Annotated in this window: 11 protein-coding genes, 3 pseudogenes and 1 riboswitch; of the genes and pseudogenes, 6 read left to right on the forward strand and 8 right to left on the reverse strand. The window is 60.8% G+C overall.

Annotated elements, in window-relative coordinates; translation table 11 throughout:
- Positions 1–6: 6 nt before the first annotated feature.
- Positions 7–72: riboswitch (cobalamin riboswitch) on the forward strand.
- A gap of 101 nt (positions 73–173) precedes the next feature.
- The 6 genes and pseudogenes from ACSJJT_RS10950 (at position 174) to ACSJJT_RS10975 (ending at position 7,277) form a co-directional block, all read left to right on the forward strand.
- On the forward strand, positions 174–1,340 hold the full coding sequence (locus ACSJJT_RS10950) for a prenyltransferase/squalene oxidase repeat-containing protein (protein ID WP_435918320.1): 1,167 nt from the start codon (positions 174–176) through the stop codon (positions 1,338–1,340).
- Positions 1,334–2,614 (forward strand): annotated as a pseudogene (locus tag ACSJJT_RS10955) (PKD domain-containing protein); the annotation flags it as partial. The gene ACSJJT_RS10950 and the pseudogene ACSJJT_RS10955, both read left to right, overlap by 7 nt.
- Positions 2,611–3,174 (forward strand): hypothetical protein, encoded by a 564-nt coding sequence (locus ACSJJT_RS10960; RefSeq protein ID WP_004809104.1) that lies wholly within the window; start codon positions 2,611–2,613, stop codon positions 3,172–3,174. The pseudogene ACSJJT_RS10955 and the gene ACSJJT_RS10960, both read left to right, overlap by 4 nt.
- Positions 3,175–3,332: 158 nt before the next feature.
- Positions 3,333–3,917 (forward strand): hypothetical protein, encoded by a 585-nt coding sequence (locus ACSJJT_RS10965; protein WP_435918321.1) that lies wholly within the window; start codon positions 3,333–3,335, stop codon positions 3,915–3,917.
- A 45-nt stretch (positions 3,918–3,962) separates the two neighbouring features.
- Entirely contained in the window at positions 3,963–4,544 is a 582-nt protein-coding gene (locus tag ACSJJT_RS10970) for a hypothetical protein (protein WP_435918322.1), read from the forward strand.
- A gap of 744 nt (positions 4,545–5,288) precedes the next feature.
- Positions 5,289–7,277 (forward strand): M13 family metallopeptidase, encoded by a 1,989-nt coding sequence (locus tag ACSJJT_RS10975; RefSeq protein ID WP_435918323.1) that lies wholly within the window; start codon positions 5,289–5,291, stop codon positions 7,275–7,277.
- Between the two features lie 56 nt (positions 7,278–7,333).
- On the opposite strand, the pseudogene ACSJJT_RS10980 reads toward ACSJJT_RS10975, so the two are convergent.
- The 8 genes and pseudogenes from ACSJJT_RS10980 to ACSJJT_RS11015 form a co-directional block, all read right to left on the reverse strand.
- Positions 7,334–8,553 (reverse strand): annotated as a pseudogene (locus tag ACSJJT_RS10980) (ABC transporter permease); the annotation flags it as partial.
- Positions 8,550–9,146 (reverse strand): annotated as a pseudogene (locus ACSJJT_RS10985) (ATP-binding cassette domain-containing protein). The pseudogenes ACSJJT_RS10980 and ACSJJT_RS10985, both read right to left, overlap by 4 nt.
- A gap of 1 nt (position 9,147) precedes the next feature.
- Complete coding sequence (locus ACSJJT_RS10990) at positions 9,148–10,026, reverse strand: hypothetical protein (RefSeq protein ID WP_435918324.1); 879 nt, start codon at positions 10,024–10,026, stop codon at positions 9,148–9,150.
- 70 nt (positions 10,027–10,096) lie between these two features.
- Positions 10,097–10,966 (reverse strand): HpcH/HpaI aldolase/citrate lyase family protein, encoded by an 870-nt coding sequence (locus ACSJJT_RS10995; protein ID WP_435918325.1) that lies wholly within the window; start codon positions 10,964–10,966, stop codon positions 10,097–10,099.
- Between the two features lie 96 nt (positions 10,967–11,062).
- A complete protein-coding gene (gene cobF, locus ACSJJT_RS11000) occupies positions 11,063–11,845 on the reverse strand; it encodes a precorrin-6A synthase (deacetylating) (RefSeq protein WP_435918326.1) in 783 nt (260 codons plus the stop codon).
- 39 nt (positions 11,846–11,884) lie between these two features.
- Complete coding sequence (locus tag ACSJJT_RS11005) at positions 11,885–12,859, reverse strand: polyprenyl synthetase family protein (protein WP_435918327.1); 975 nt, start codon at positions 12,857–12,859, stop codon at positions 11,885–11,887.
- Positions 12,860–13,048: 189 nt separating this feature from the next.
- A complete protein-coding gene (gene nuoN, locus ACSJJT_RS11010; RefSeq protein WP_435918328.1) occupies positions 13,049–14,665 on the reverse strand; it encodes an NADH-quinone oxidoreductase subunit NuoN in 1,617 nt (538 codons plus the stop codon).
- On the reverse strand, positions 14,662–16,155 hold the full coding sequence (locus ACSJJT_RS11015; RefSeq protein WP_435918329.1) for an NADH-quinone oxidoreductase subunit M: 1,494 nt from the start codon (positions 16,153–16,155) through the stop codon (positions 14,662–14,664). Before ACSJJT_RS11015 ends, nuoN begins: the two co-directional genes overlap by 4 nt.
- Between the last annotated feature and the right edge of the window lie 11 nt (positions 16,156–16,166).

Below are 16,166 nucleotides of genomic sequence, written 5' to 3' on the forward strand. Positions count from 1 at the left end.
CCACAGGGGAATTCGGTGCGATACCGGAACTGACCCGCAACCGTGAGGGGCCCACCCCCGAGTCGGAGTACCTGGGTTGTCGAAGGAACATCACACACCGTCGAGGACTGCGGTGAGTTCGACCCGGGAGCCTTCCCTGTCCGCAACGCAGCCTCAGGAAGAAGACCCGCCACATGCTCAGACTCACTCGATGGATCGCCGGCCTCGCTGCCGGTGCACTCATCGCATCACCATTCACAACATCAGCATTCGCCAACCCACCATCCACCCCATCACACACACCCCTCACCACCACCGACGACGGCTCCACCCCCTACTGCTTCAACCCACCAACCAACCCAGTCAAAGGCGCCATGTGGCCCGGATCGATCAACGACACCGCCGCCACCAGCACCTACGTCGCAAAAGCCGCTGACTGGCTCGCCAACAAATGGAAACAAGACCCCAAGAACTACAGACAAGCCGGCGGCATCGCTGACGGCATCATCGCCCTGGTCGGCTCCGATGCCCACCCCGACACCGTCACAGAAATGACCACAGCCCTCAAAAAAACCGGCCCGAAATACATCGAAAACAACCCGGCCGGCCTGGCAAAAGTCATCATGACCGCCGAAATCCTCGGAGACGACCCCACCTACTTCCTCGGCAAGGAAACCGGAAACCTGTGGATCAAACTCGCCGGCTACATCAACGACACCAACCCCAACATGCAACGCCGCGTCACCATGTACTGGGGCCCACACCTCATCACCATCGCACTAACCCGAGCCAACCGCCCAGTACCGAAAACAATTATCGACAAGCTGTTGTCCACCCAGGGCACTGGAGGCACCGATGCCGGCGCTTTCGGCTACACCAAAAAGAACCACGACGGCACCACGACCTTCGTCGGCGACCCCGACTACACCGGTATCGCCCTATCAGACCTAACCCTCCTCCAACACAACCCACACCTCATCCCAGACAACTACAACACCAAAATCACTACAGCCGCCAACCACGCCACCCAATGGGCACTCAACACCAAAACCCACGACGACGGGGACTACTGGGAAACCTACTCCGCCGCCAACTCCACCGGCATGCTCGCCAGCGCACTCGCAGAACGCGGCGAAGACATGACAACCGTCAAACAATGGCTCATCCGCCAACAAAACCTCACGAAAGTCGGCGCATGGCAAGCCCAACGCAACGACCACGAACCCAACATCATGGCCACCGACCAAGCAATCATGGCCATCACCGGCCACGGCTACGCCTCAACATGGTCCGGCAAACCCCCAAAAACACCCCAACCTGCACAACCACCCCAACCCCCAAACCTCAACACACACTGGTGAAGATCACTGTGCTGGGTGACTCGTATTCGGCAGGCAACGGAACCCTGGTCGATGGGTATCCGGCCGATGGGTCATATCGCAGCCCCAAGAACTATGGTTCGGTACTCACCGGCATGCTCAACCAGAAAAACACGGACACAACGTACCAACTCGACGTGCGGGCCTGGAGTGGTGCCCAGATCGCCACCGGAGACCACAACATCATCAGCCAGGCCGATACCATGGATCCCCACACCGGCGTGATCCTCATGACCGCCGGAGGCAACGACCTCAACTTCGCTGACGTCGTCGAAAACTGCTTTGCAGAAATAGCATGGTCAGCAAAAAAGTGCAGCGGGACGGTTGACGCAGCACGCAAGAAGACTGATGCCACGATGACGAACACGGTGACATTGCTGTCACATATCCAGCACCGACTGGCGGATCCGGCTCACACCCGTGTCATCCTGATCGGCTACCCCTACCTCATCCCGGCTGCCGAGGACGTTCCTGGCACGGGCATACCGGCGACCCGTGTCCGGGCCGCCGAGGACGAGTTCCGCGCCCGGCAGGCTGCCACCATCAAGGCCTGGAACACGTCTCATGGCCTCAAAGTGACCTACGCCCCCACCACCAGCCTGTTCAACACCCATGAGCCAGAACCGTCCTTCATTGATCTTGATTTACACAATCCTTATCGCTGGATCAACGAGTTCCATGAGACTGCCGGCTATGAGGGGTGGACCGGGAAGACCTGGTCACTTCCAAGTTGGGATCAGAATAATTGGTATCATCCGAATGTGATTGGCCATGAGCAGATTGCCGGGATGGTGCGTCCCTTGGTCAAACCGCCGAGGATGTATGGCCTGTCTGCCGGTGTCTCGCAGGTGGCGCCGGTGCCTGGGGTGCGGATGCGCGCCGACGTCATCGGGCAAAACCTGGTACGTGCAGGTGAACCCCTCGAATTGGACGCCTCCTCATCCTACACCTCAACCGGGCACATCAGACGCTGGCAATGGGACCTTGACGGGGACGGCCACTACGAAATCGACAGTGCCACACCTAGGATCACCCGCACCCTAAAGCAGCTGGGAAAGTATCGGGCACACCTACACATCACCGACACCACCGGAACCAGTGACACCCTCACCTTCCCCATCCACGTCACCCGAGACGGCGACGGCGTGCCCGACAACCAGGACAACTGCCCCACCATCGCCAACCAAGACCAGACCGACACCGACCACAACGGTGTAGGAGACGCCTGCGACCCCCACACCAAGGCACCACGATGACCACCCACAACAACACACCCAAGGACCAGTACCACCGCGCACCCCTCAACGGCCTCATCATCGGCACCATCGTCGGAGCCGTCTGGGCACTCGTGATTTTGGGATTCCTCATAACTCCGCCCCTAGCAAAACAAGACATTAAATCCTTTCCGCCCCAATTCATCATGTCCTTTGTTTTCCCTGTGACGGGGTGGCTCGCCGGACTGTGGGAACAAGCCGCTGTCGACTGCAACGATTCAACGAAGCAAAAGCATAGAGTCAAGGCTACCATCGCTACCATATTCGCCCTCAATGGTGTACTTATGGCTTCCATTGAGCGCTTCTTGTCAACTCTGAGGTTCATTAGCGGCGAAGAAACCATTATATATTACCTCATTCTACTATCGGTGTTCTCCTTGGGAGGATGGACCCTTGGCGCGACAAGAATTACCCTCAGGGAGAATGACAATCACTTTCTTGCCAAGATAATCATAGCCACACTGATCGCACTATACGCATCCTTGGCAGTCTCCTTTTATGTATTCAATATCATAGAGGTGTGTTTTTTCTTTGGGACTTGAATGGTTCATATCATTGCTCTGAAGCGTTAGAAGACGTGACCTGCGGTCATTATCCATCACCGATGACAGTGGAGCTACCCCTAGATAGTCCTCCTATCGCCAAACCACAAATACTAAATTAGGACTTAGACGCCGCCAGCGCCTATAGAAAGGCAACGATGGGCATCCACGACAACACGACCACGAACAAGGATCAGTACCGTCGCGCACCCCTCAACGGCCTCATCATCGGCACCATCGTCGGAGCCGCTTGGGCGATTGAGTTTTTACTACCTTTCTTATTTCCGATGGGCAGGTATTCGCGGAACATCAAAATGGCTTTTATTGCCCTAACATTACCTGTGCTTGGATGGATAACTGGCTTGTGGGGCAGGACAGCCTACAGTTGCACGACCTCAGTAAAAAAGAAACGTAGAGTCAAGACGACCGGCATCATTATGACAACCACCATCGGGGTACTTATGTCCATCACTTTTTACAGTCTTGTTGCAGACATGGAGACTTTTGAGATACCAGATAATGCCACTTTTAGTTGCAAAGCTTTTGTTATGTTCTTGGCTCCCCTATTTGTGTTTCCTATTACCGGATGGGGGCTCAGTATTGCTAGAATTAATACTCCGAGTGATCGTCACTCAGTAATCTCAAAAATGAGCGCCTGGGTTGCTCTCGGTCTATACCTATCTACAGCAGCTTGGTTTGCAATTAGCTTCCTTTCAAATATATTATTCTTTTTTGAGTTTTAAACACATTTTCGCGACACACTACTCGTCCGAGGTCAAAGCGCCACGATGACCACCCACAACAACACACCCAAGGATCAGTACCGTCGCGCACCCCTCAACGGCCTCATCATCGGCACCATCGTCGGAGCCGTCTGGGCGATTGTATTCGTCGTGTTTTCCAAGGTGAGGTGGTTCATCTCCCCGAGATTCGCGTGGATGACCTTCATGGGGTTGTCCTTTCCTCTCCTCGGATGGATTGACGGTCTGTGTGAAAAAAATATCATTTCACACAGACCCTTGTCCGCGCAAAGGCATGAAATCAAAATGCTCTACGCTGCAACGCTGAGTATGATCGGAATCGCCACCGCAGCAATCTTCTTCTTTGACTTCTTTCAGGACTCACAATCTCTTGGGTCACACCTCGACACGGCCCCAAAAATCGGGGTACTTATCCTATATCTGCTGGCACTGATTCCATTCCCATATGGTGGATGGGCACTCGGAACTGTTCGAATGAGCAACAGCAAGAATTGCCGAAGAAGTTTCGTATCGATGACACTCATGTCGGTCATTGTTCTGTTGTTATGTGTAATATGTTGGTTTGCCATAATGGAAGTTTTATGGCTCTGGATATGGATTATTTTCTGATTGCGTCTCAACATACGATCACAAGATCACTGGCAGCCAGGGTGCCTGAACAGCCCTACTGCCCCGATGGTGGAGCCGTGAGACAATGATGACAGCAACACCCGATCAGCATCTGGCCCCGCACGACCAGCAATACCGTCGCGCACCCCTCAACGGCCTCATCTCGGCACCATCGTCGGAACCGTCTGGGCAGTCGTCCTCTTGATCATTCATGTGACAACGGGGCGTCATCATGCTTATGCAAGAATTTCCCTCATGTGTTTCATCTTCCCCTTGGTTGGCTGGATCACCGGGCTGTGGGGAAAGACCATAAAAACATGTGAAACCCCAAAGAAGAGGAAGCACAGAATCACAACAATCGGCGTCACCATGGCTACCCTCACCGAATTGGTCATGACAATCATTTACCATACTTTTATTTGTACAGCGCATCCACATAAATTCATACCAGATGGCGCCCACCTTCAGCAGTAGAGCGTTTGTCGTCTATCTCGTTCCCCTGATCATGTTTCCCCTTGCCGGATGGTCTCTCGGTGTCGCCAGAGGAAACATCCCCCCAGATGATCGTTCACTCGTCCCAAAAATGAGTTTTGAAGCAGTGGCTGCGCTAGCAGGCTCTGTGGCCATATGGTGCTGGCTCACCGCAATTCTCAGTGTCCTTTTGTTCTTCGGAGCATGACATGGGATGAACAAGTCCATGCCACTTGAAGCTTCCCTCGTTGTCAGGCCCACTAAGGTGGGCCCATGGCAGAACTCTTCCCCGACCGCGACGAGAACATTCGTCCCGGCGATGACCTGTACCAGCACGTCAACGGCGCCTGGGAGCGTGTGACTGAGATCCCCTCGGATCAGGCGAGCACCGGATCGTTCCGGGTGCTGCGTGACAATTCCGAGGCTGCCGTCCACCAGATCCTGGCGGATCTGAGCTCAGGTGGGGCCACGCAGCTGCGCACCCTGGCACCAGAGGCCACCGATCACGAGATCGAGGTCATGACCGAGCTGTACCGGCGATTCATGGACGTTGACGCCGTGGATGCCGCCGGCACCACACCGCTGCGCCCGTACCTGACCCAGATCGACGCTATCACCGACGCCGCCGATCTCATGGCAGTCCTGGGCGCCCAGCATCGTCAGGGTGTGGGTGGGCTGTTCTACTTGGAGAACGAGTCCGATCCCGCCGATCCGACCCACTACGTCGCCTGGATGGGGCAGAGTGGTCTGGGCCTGCCCGACGAGGCCTACTACCGCGACGACGACAAGGCCGAGATTCGCACGAAGTACCAGGTCCACGTGACCCGCATGCTCACCCTGGCCGGGTTGGACGAGCCCGAGACCCGGGCACGCAGCGTCGTCGACTTGGAGACCCGGATCGCCAGCCACCACTGGGACCAGGTGCGCACTCGCGACTCGCGGGCGTCGTTCAATCCCACGACGTTCGACGATCTGGCCGACGCCCACCCCGGCCTGCACCTGCGCACCTGGCTGACGGCGGCCCGGATTCCCGCCGAGGCCGTCTGCCACGTCATCGACAATCAGCCCTCCTTCTTCGAGGGGATCGAGCGTCTGCTGGCCAGTTCCCCCATCGAGCAGTGGCGCGACTGGGCCACCTGGCACGTCATCTCGGACCTCGCACCGTTCCTGCCCAGTGAGTTCGTCGAGGCCAATTTCGACTTCTACGGACGCACCCTCTCTGGCGCCCAACAGCTGCGGGAGCGCTGGAAAAGGGCAGTGGGATTCGTCGAGTCGGCCATCGGCGAGGCCGTCGGGAAACTGTACGTGGCACGGCACTTCCCGCCAGCCGCCAAGGAGCGGATGGATGAGCTCGTCGCCAATCTGCTGGCGGCCTACCGACAGTCGATCGGCTCCCTGGACTGGATGGGTGAGCAGACCCGCACCGAAGCCCTGGAGAAGCTCACGAACTTCCGCCCCAAGATCGGGTACCCTGACAGGTGGCGAGACTTCTCCGGCCTGCAGATCCCCGAGGGATCCCTGGTGGACGCGGTGGCTGCCGTGTCATCCTTCCAGCTGGACCGCATGATCGAGAAGCTCTCGGGGCCGATCGATCCCGACGAGTGGCTCATGTTCCCCCAGACGGTCAACGCGTACTACCATCCGCTGCGCAACGAGATCGTCTTCCCGGCAGCCATCCTGCAACCACCGTTCTTCGATGTTGAGGCAGACGACGCCGTCAACTACGGTGGGATCGGTGCGGTGATCGGGCACGAGATCGGTCACGGGTTCGACGACCAGGGATCCACCTACGACGGCCACGGTGCGCTGCGCGACTGGTGGAGCGCCGACGACCGAGCCGCCTTCGAGGAGCGCACCAAGGCCCTCATCAGCCAGTACGACGCCCTGGTGCCCCGGCAGCTGCAGCCGGACGGCCCGCACGTCAACGGGGCCCTGACGATCGGGGAGAACATCGGAGACCTGGGTGGGGTGAGCATCGCCTACCGGGCCCTGCAGATCTCCTACCAGGATGCCGGTGGTGCTCCTGGGCCGGTCGACGGGCTCAGCTGGCAGCAACGATTCTTCCTGTCGTACGCCGCCATCTGGCGTGAGAAGGTCCGTGACGAGGCCTGCCGCACCCAGCTCGCCACCGACCCGCACTCGCCCACACAGTTCCGCTGCAACCAGATCGTGCGCAACGTCGACGCCTTCTACGAAGCCTTCGGTGTCACCGAGGATGACCCGATGTGGCTGCCTCCCAAAAAGCGAGTCACCATCTGGTGATGACGATGCCCCCGAGTTCCACGAACCCGGGGGCACTTTTCATGTCGATGCCACTGCTCACGCAGCAACTCACAGGGCTTGTGTGACCTCGCCGAGGCAATGGTGCGCAGCAGGCATCCCAACGGGACCGCGGCAAGAAACACCAAGGGGAACCATGCTCCCTGCTCCAGCACATCGGGCAACGGCACCAAGGTCATCGCCACCGGCCCCAGGTACACACCTGCGGCCGTCAATGTAATCACTGCACCACACAACACCAGTCCAACAACAACGATTCCCAGCGCCATCACCACACCAATGAGAAAAGCCTCCATTTCAAGGCAACCGAGAATCCACTCCCCAGAACGGCCGAAAGCCTTGAAAACGGCAATCTGAGAACCACGCTGGCGAGAGATCGTCGAACCAACACTCACGCCAAGCACCAACGCCGCCAAGCAGATGACGACGATGAGGACTGTCTGCATCCGCTGGGCATCAGAGGTCATCTGATCGGCGTATCCGACCACATCGGCCTGGCTGGTTGCAGAGAACCCTGCCTGGCTCAACTGCCGATGGACATCCGCGACGTGGGCACGTGAATCTGCCTCGACGTAGGCCCTTGTAACGCCCTGCCTGTCAAAGGTTTGAGGGGACATCCCTGCGTTGGCGGCCTCCCAATTCTTGGCGTCTTCAACATTGACGTAGACCGTGTCAGGACCGTCATTGTTCGGACGGCTGGTGTCGTAAAGGCCGACGACCTTGAGCTTCGTCGGGACGGCCTCGGCTTCAGATGCTTTCGTCTTGCGCTGATAGGAGACGTTGATCGTCTCCCCCAACAAGTCTTTAAGGTCATGGCCGTTCACGGCATCCGGAACGATGACCTCCTCGGACCGCAACGGCCTAGTGTGACCATCAAAGGACACGGTGGCGGGCGGAATGTCGGGGATCTGTGCCGTGGCCCACACGATCTGCGGAAGGCCATTGTCGCCATCGGAGAGCAGCCCCGCCTGCGACCACTCGTAGACCTCGGCCACATGGTTCATACCCATCATTTGCTGACGAGCTGCGGCGTCAATCGGGCTGTCGGCACCACGCCCAGAACTGTCGACGACCACGTAGTTGAGCCTTTTGCCGACATCGGCAGTGTCGATCTGGTCACGAACGTGGCCTGCGACGATAGTGTTCATTGCCAGGGCGCATCCCCCAACAGAGCCAGTATGACGATGAACCAGCGCTGTCGAGGCAGACTGGAGCGTCGTAAAGACATCCAAGAGTGGCGCGATGCTGACATGCTCATCGTGTCGCCTCCACCTCGACGCTCAGGTGTGGGAAGTCAATCGGTTGACGATCGTTCCTCCGTCGTCCAGATATTCTTGAAGTAGCTTTTCCACGGCCGACCGATTGTCGTCGTCAAGAGATGCTGTCGGCTCATCGGCCAGCAGCACTGCGGGCTTGGACGCCAACGCCCGAACCACAGCCACGCGCTGCTGCTGCCCGCCGGACAAAGTGCTGGCCTGCTGACCGACCAGGTCACCCATGCCGCAGGAGGCCAGCAGCTGATGTGCGACCTCGGTGTCAGCGCACAGGGCGGCATTCTCACCGACAGTGAGGTACGGGGTATTGGAACGCGTAGGCCACCAAACCAGCCCGTCGAGCGTCGATGGGATCCAGGTCATCACCATCATGAGCGACGGTGATGTGCCCGCTGGAAACGGGTAGTAGGCCGCCAATCATCGCCATCATGGTCGATTTTCGCTGACCGGATGCTCCCTTGATGAGACATGCCTGACCTGCGTCAACGGTCGCATCGGCGCAATGAATCGTGCAGCCCCCACGCGCGGAATCGCCCGAGGGGAATGTCTTGGTCACGCCTTGCCAAGAAACCGTCATGTCACCACGCCCAATTCCCTGAGTACCTCAGCAGGTACGCCGATTCGACACTGCACTTGTCCTTGACCGGCTTTCCATTGCGAGTGAGCGCCGGGCCAAGGTCCTTCCTCGGGCATAGCGCATCCGTGAGACGGTCGCCAATGCGCTGCACCTGGGAGCGAGACAATGCGGAGACGGCATCGGTTGCCGACAAAGCCATTGCGATGGTCGTACTCGGGCCGCTGTACGTGTCGACATGGCGCAAGTACCCGTCCGAGATCGCCTGCCACCCCGATTTCTCGATCTCCGCAGCATTGCCGAACAGGTCGGCATTGGCCAACGCCTGCATCGCCCAACGAGCGTCCTCGGAAGAAGTCGTGTAGTCGGTCACCGCGACCTTCCACGGCGTGAGGCACAACCCGTCATTGGTCAGCCCGATCTCCCGCCTCATCGTCGCGATGGGCAAGTCCGTCGTCACTGTCTTTCTGGTGATGCAGCCCTTCGGCAGGCGGGTACGTTTGTCGACCTCTGATCTCTCCTTGTCGGACAACGCGTTGAGGGTCTTCAGGGATGACGCCGCCATGAGTTGGCTGACATGGGCCTGCCGACTGTCTCCACCATTCACCAGATAGGGGCGCAAAGCCGCAACCAGATGATCATGGGCGTAGCCGTCGTCGTCAGGTAGATCATGACCGTCAATGAGCCGGAGGTACTCATACGTACTCTTGAGCGTCCCATTGACTGACGAATTCGCGGGCTCGCGAATGAGGGAGTTGGAGGGGCTGAACACCGTCCCGAGACTGTCGACAACGGGCGCCTGCGCGTCATCGTGCCGCGAACACGCAGCAGGCAGAAGAAGCAAGACGGCCGCTATCCCCACCAAGAATCGTCGAAAAGGCATACTGCGTACAATATGACGCAATCGGCTCACCCCGACGACGTCCTGCCCATGGTCGGGAGGGCATGCGGCATCAATGGCCGCGTACCTCGATCGCCTCGGCCATCGCGAGGGCCCGACGCGCCGTGTCGACGTGCAGGTTCTCGATCATCCGTCCCCGGTAGGTGACGACCCCGGAACCGTTGCCGTTCTCCCAGGCGTCGATGATGCCGCGGGCCTCTTCGACCTCGTCAGCGTCGGGGGCGAAGACCTCATTGGCCGGGGCCACCTGACCGGGGTGTATCAGCGTCTTGCCGTCGAAGCCCATGAGTTGAGCCTCACGACACTGCGCAGTGAATCCATCAACGTCGCGCACATCGTTGTACACCCCGTCGAGGATGACGACACCGGCCGCCCGAGCAGCCAACAGGCACATCTGCAGGGCTGCCGTCACCGGGGCGCGACCAGGAACATGGGATGCGCGCAATTCCTTGGTGAGGTCATTGGTGCCCATGATGAGCACCGTCAAACGGTCGGAGGCTTCTGCGATTTCCGCGCAATCCAGCACGGCCCGCGGGGTCTCGATCATGGCCCACAGCTTGATGTCCTCGCCGGCTCCGGCGGCCTCCATGTCGGCGACGATGGAACGAACCTGCTCGGCCGAGCCGACCTTGGGGACGGCGATGGCGTCAGGACCGGCGGCAACGGCAGCCTTGATGTCGTTGTGGTACCACTCGGTGTCCATCCCGTTGACGCGGATGGCGACCTCCCGGTATCCGTAGGGACGGCCCTCGACGACCTCGGCGGCACGCTCCCGGGCCTCGACCTTGAGGTCGGGGGCCACGGCGTCCTCCAGGTCAATGATGATGCCGTCACAGTCGATGTCGCGGGCCTTCTCCAAGGCCCTGGCGTTGGCGCCGGGCATGAACAGAACGGATCGACGGGGACGCAGTGCACTATCCATGTGCCCCATCCTGCCGCACACACCACGGATATGGCGCGTCGGGGCAGCAGATTCAGATCGGAATCGGCCCCATGTCGACCGGGCCGGGAACGCCCCTCAGCGACGACGCAACAGGTAGGTGTCGAACACCCACCCCAGACGCTTCTCGGCCTCGGCGCGGGTGGCGAGGATCTCGTCTCGGACCTCGGCCAGATCACCGCTGATGAGGATCTCGTCGGGGGTACCGATATAGGCCGCCCAGTAGATGTCGATCCCGGTCGGATCGATGAGGCTGAAGGTCTGACGTCCGTCCAGCATGACGATGACGTCGTCGACTCCCTCGGGCATCCCCTCGGCGAGCAGGCGGGCCGGCGAGATCTGCAGCGGACGACCTTGACGGTTGAGCGGGATCTGGTGGCGGGAGGCCAGGGACAGGGAACTGGAGATGCCGGGAATGACGTTGAGCTCGATGGGTACTCCCCCGTCGGCGTCGACGGCAGCGATGAGCTTTGTGACGATGGCCAGGGTGGACTCGTACAAGCCTGGGTCGCCCCACACCAAGAATCCACCGCGCTGACCGTCAGCAAGATTGTCGGCGACGGCATGGGTCCACTGGTTCAGGCGTTGACGACGCCACAGGGCGACGGCTTCCTTGTAATTCTCGGCGGTCTTCCAGGGGCGCGGCGGGTCCTGCAGCTCAACGATGCGCAGACCGTCAGTCTCGGCCTGCGGGCGATGGCGGCGCAACACGTCGCGACGGAACTCGACGAGGTCGTCAACATCGTGTTCCTTGAGGACGACGAAGAGGACGTCAAGGCGCTGGATGGCGTCAACGGCTGCCAGCGTCAACCAGTCCGGGTTACCGGGGCCTATGCCGATGAGATCGAGATGACGGGACACGATGCCTCCTGAAATTGGCGGGTTCAGATGTGGCCCCTGTCAGGACGAACGAGACACGACCTCGTCGCACAGGGCCATGAGGGCCTGCTTGGCGTCCCCGTCGGGCAGCGGGGCCAGGTGAGTACGAGCGCGGTCAGCGCGACGCTGGATCTGTGCGCGGGCTTCCTCGATGACGTGGTTGGCGCGCAACCTCTCAAGCACGTCGGCGAGCACCGCGTCGTCGGACAGGTCGGCGTCAAGCATCTTCTTGAGCTCGTCATCAGCCGGGTCATCGGAGGCACGCAGCATGAGGGTCGGCAGGGTCGGGACCTTCTCGCGCAGGTCGGTGCCGGGGGTCTTGCCGGTCGCAGTCGAGGTGATGTCGATGAGATCGTCAGCAAGCTGGAAAACCTCGCCGATGTCTTCGCCGAACTGCTCCAGGGCGGCGACGGTCCCCGGTGAGGCGTGGGAGACCATGCCACCGAAGACCGTGGAGGCAGCGATGAGCGAGCCGGTCTTGTCGGCCACGACCTGGAGGTAGTGGGCCAGCGGGTCCTCTCCCTCGGAAGGCCCACGAGTCTCGGCGATCTGACCCTGCACCAGCCGCGAGAAGGTCTGGGCCTGCAGGCGGACGAAGTCGACACCCAGTTCGGCCACGGCCAGGGAGGCGCGCGAGAAGAGGTAGTCGCCGACCATGATGGCCACGGAGTTGCCCCAGCGCAGGTTCGCCGAGGGAGCACCGCGACGCTTGGAGGCCTCGTCCATGACGTCGTCGTGGTAGAGCGAGGCGACGTGGGTCAGCTCCATGACAACGGCAGCACGAACCAGATCGGCGTCGTCGACATGGTCGCCGAACTGGGAACACAGCACCACCAGAAGCGGACGGAATCGCTTGCCACCGGCGGAAATGATGTGGCTGGCCACCTCGGTGACGAATGGTGTGTCGGCGCCGGCCTGACGCCCCAGCTCGTCCTCGACGAGGGCAAGCTTGGCGGTCACCAGATCGGCGAACTCGCTGCTCGCGTTGTACGACACGGTTCTCCTCTTCCGACCGGGCGTGTGCTCGGTGCTCGTCCGACCGCCGCCTCTCCATGACACGGCCATCTTCCACATTACTGGTTAAACAGCCCTCGCGTCTCGTCGGGATGTGGTTGTGATGATCCACGGCGTGACGAGGCCGGGGTCGCAATCCTTCCGGACAGCGGCCCCGGCCTCATGAACAACTCAGCGCAGGAAGGTGCTTGCCTGGTTGAACAGGTCGATGATCGGCTGCGGGGCAACGCCCATGACAATGGTGAAGACCGCGCAAACAATCAGCGTGATCCACCCGGCGATGGACGGCTCGGCAACCTCGACGGGGTCGTCCTCCTCCTTCGGGTTGCGGAAGAAGACCACCATGATGATGCGCAGGTAGAAGGCCGCAGCCACCAGGGAGAACAGCACTCCTAGCAGCACCAGCCAGGCGTATCCACCCCGCCATCCGGCCAGGAAGACCACCAGCTTGCCGGTGAATCCAGCCGTCAGCGGAATGCCTGCGAAACTCAGCACGAAGATGACGACGAGAACACCGAACCACGGATGCGTGCGACCCAGACCGGCCCACGAGTCGATCTCCGTCGACTCACCACCAGCACGTCGTACCATGAGGATGAGCAGCCAGAAACCGATCGAGGACAGACCGTACGCCGTCATGTACACCAGCACGGAGGAGACCGAACCGGTCTGCCCCGAGGCCATCCCGGTCTGGATCGTCCAAGCACCGACGACGCCCACCAGCACGAAGCCGGCGTGAGCGATCGCGGAATAGGCCAGCAGACGCTTCATGTCGGTCTGTGCCAGACCCACGACGGCACCGACGGCCATGGATGCCACGGACACCACCGCGAGAATGATCTGCCAGTCCCACCTCATGGCACCCAAACCGACGTACAGCACACGCATCAGACCGACAAGGGCGACGAGCTTGGTGGCCACCGCCATCCAGCCGCTGACCGGGGTGGGGGCCCCGGTGTAGACGTCAGGAGTCCAGGACGCGAACGGAACCGCGCCCACCTTGAACAGCAGTCCTACGGCGACCAACACCATGCCAGCGACGATGAGCTTCGACGAGCCCACCTGGGTGACGCCCACCGTGGCGATGGCGCCCAGCTTGAAACTTCCTGCGCAGCCGTACAGCAGGACGATGCCGTAGAGGAACAGGGCCGACGACAGCGCGCCCAGCAGGAAGTACTTCAATGCGGCTTCCTGGGACAGGAGTCGACGACGCCGAGACATCCCCGACAACAGGTAGAGCGGCAGGGAGAAGATCTCAAGGGCGACGAACATCATGATGAGGTCGTCGGCGGCGGCGAAGCACATCATGCCCAGCACCGCGAACATCAGCAGCGGGTAGACCTCGGTGTGCTCACGATGCTCCTGCTCGGCCTTGGCCTCCACCAAAGATCCGGGCACCGAGGAGGCGCTCGCCACGAAGGCCGTCTGAGTACCACCCACTCGTTCTGCGAAGAGCACCACGGCGCCGAGGCTCGTCACCAGCAGAACCATCCAGGTGGCCAGGGTCGGACCGTCGAGGGCCAGGGTTCCCTGTCCGGCGACGATCCGGGTGCCCTTGGCAATCGTGGTCAGCGTCGAGGCGATGGCCACGGCGAGGGCCGCGAACGTCAGGATGATCTGGGTGGGACGACGACCCGAACGAGGCACGAAAGCCTCCACCAGGACTGCCAGGCAAGCGCCAGCCATGAGGGCGAAGATCGGCACCAGCGGTCCATACTCGATGTGCGGGGTCGCGACGTCAAGGGGCGCAACAGACCTGAGCGCGGGAATCAACAGGACGGGATTCACTTGAGGCCCTCCTTGACGACGGGTGCCGGATCGGTGGCGTGAACCTGGGTCATGGTCGCGGCGGCTGCCGGTTCAATGGCGTGCAACATCGGCCGTGGGAAGAAGCCGAACACCAGCAGCAGGATGATGAGCGGCGCGAGCACCAGCTTCTCCCGACCATTGAGGTCGCTGACCTTCTCGGAAACTCCCTGCACGGGACCGGTCATGGTGCGTCGATAGGTCACCAGGACGTAGACGGCAGCCAGCACCATGCCGATGGTGGAGACGGCGACGTAGATCGGGTGACGCGCCCAGGCACCGGCCAGGGCCATGAACTCGCTGACGAAGTTCCCGGTGCCCGGCAGCGACAGGGTCGCCAGCCCGGCGAACAGGAAGGTTCCGGCAAGCACCGGGGCGACCCTCTGGACACCTCCGTAGGCGTCGACCTTCGCCGTCCCGCCGCGTCGCACCAGGAATCCGAGCACCAGGAACAGTGCCGCGGTGGAGAAGCCATGGTTGAACATGTAGAAGATCGAGCCGGTGATCGAGGTTGTCGTCAGGGCGAAGATGCCGATGACCATGAAGCCGAAGTGGCTCACCGAGGTGTAGGAGACGAACCTCATGAGGTCGCTCGAAGTGGCGGCCATCATGGCACCCCACAGCACCGAGATGATCGCCAGGGTGAGCACGAAGGGAGTGGCCCAGTCGGAGGCGGCTGGGAAGAGGCCCAGGCACAGCCTCAGCATTCCGAAGGTGCCGATCTTGTCGAGCAGACCGACGAGCAGGGCGGACGTTCCGGCGGTCGCCTGTTCGGCGGTGTCAGGAAGCCAGGTGTGTACCGGAACCATCGGGGCCTTGATCGCGAATGCGATGAAGAAGCCGACGAACAGCTGCTTGCCAATCGCCCCGGAGAAGTCCACCTCGGCCAGGTCACTCAGCAGGAAGGACCCGCCGTGGACACCGACACCGACGACGGCGAACAGCATCACCAGTCCACCGGCCAGGGAGTACAGCAGGAACTTCATGGCAGCGCGACCTCGTCGAGGACCTCCCCACCCAGCAATGAGGAAGTACATCGGGATGAGGGTGGCCTCGAACATGAGGTAGAACAGCAGGACGTCGGTGGCGGCGAAACAGTAGATCGCCAGTCCCTCGAGCATGAGGGCCAGGCCGAAGAAGGCGCCGGTCGACCAACGCGCCTTACCTTCGTCGCCCACGTGCCACTCGGCGAGCAGCACCACTGGGACGAGGATGACGACCAGCAGGATCATCGTCAGGGACAGACCGTCGCCGCCCAGGGCGTACCAGGCGCCGATGGCGCGAATCCAGCGGTGGGTCTCCGACAGATCAGTGCCGTTGACTCCGCGGATGAAGGCGTAGACACCCAGTACCAGAGTGACCAGGGAAAACACCATGCCGGTGGTTCGGGCCGCGGTTCCGCGCATCATCATGGTGATGATGCCGCCGACGATCGGCAACAGGGCTATCACGGTGAGGATCGGGAAAGACATGTCAGCTCCTC

The organism is Cutibacterium nasicola (assembly GCF_051303185.1).
Lineage (GTDB): Bacteria > Actinomycetota > Actinomycetes > Propionibacteriales > Propionibacteriaceae > Cutibacterium.

Bases quoted from the DNA above. Each gene is read 5' to 3' on its own strand.
- ACSJJT_RS10950 (WP_435918320.1), top strand. From the start codon at position 174: ATGCTCAGACTCACTCGATGGATCGCCGGCCTCGCTGCCGGTGCACTC.
- ACSJJT_RS10960 (WP_004809104.1), top strand. From the start codon at position 2,611: ATGACCACCCACAACAACACACCCAAGGACCAGTACCACCGCGCACCC.
- ACSJJT_RS10965 (WP_435918321.1), top strand. From the start codon at position 3,333: ATGGGCATCCACGACAACACGACCACGAACAAGGATCAGTACCGTCGC.
- ACSJJT_RS10970 (WP_435918322.1), top strand. From the start codon at position 3,963: ATGACCACCCACAACAACACACCCAAGGATCAGTACCGTCGCGCACCC.
- ACSJJT_RS10975 (WP_435918323.1), top strand. From the start codon at position 5,289: ATGGCAGAACTCTTCCCCGACCGCGACGAGAACATTCGTCCCGGCGAT.
- ACSJJT_RS10990 (WP_435918324.1), bottom strand. From the start codon at position 10,026: ATGCCTTTTCGACGATTCTTGGTGGGGATAGCGGCCGTCTTGCTTCTT.
- ACSJJT_RS10995 (WP_435918325.1), bottom strand. From the start codon at position 10,966: ATGGATAGTGCACTGCGTCCCCGTCGATCCGTTCTGTTCATGCCCGGC.
- ACSJJT_RS11015 (WP_435918329.1), bottom strand. From the start codon at position 16,155: ATGTCTTTCCCGATCCTCACCGTGATAGCCCTGTTGCCGATCGTCGGC.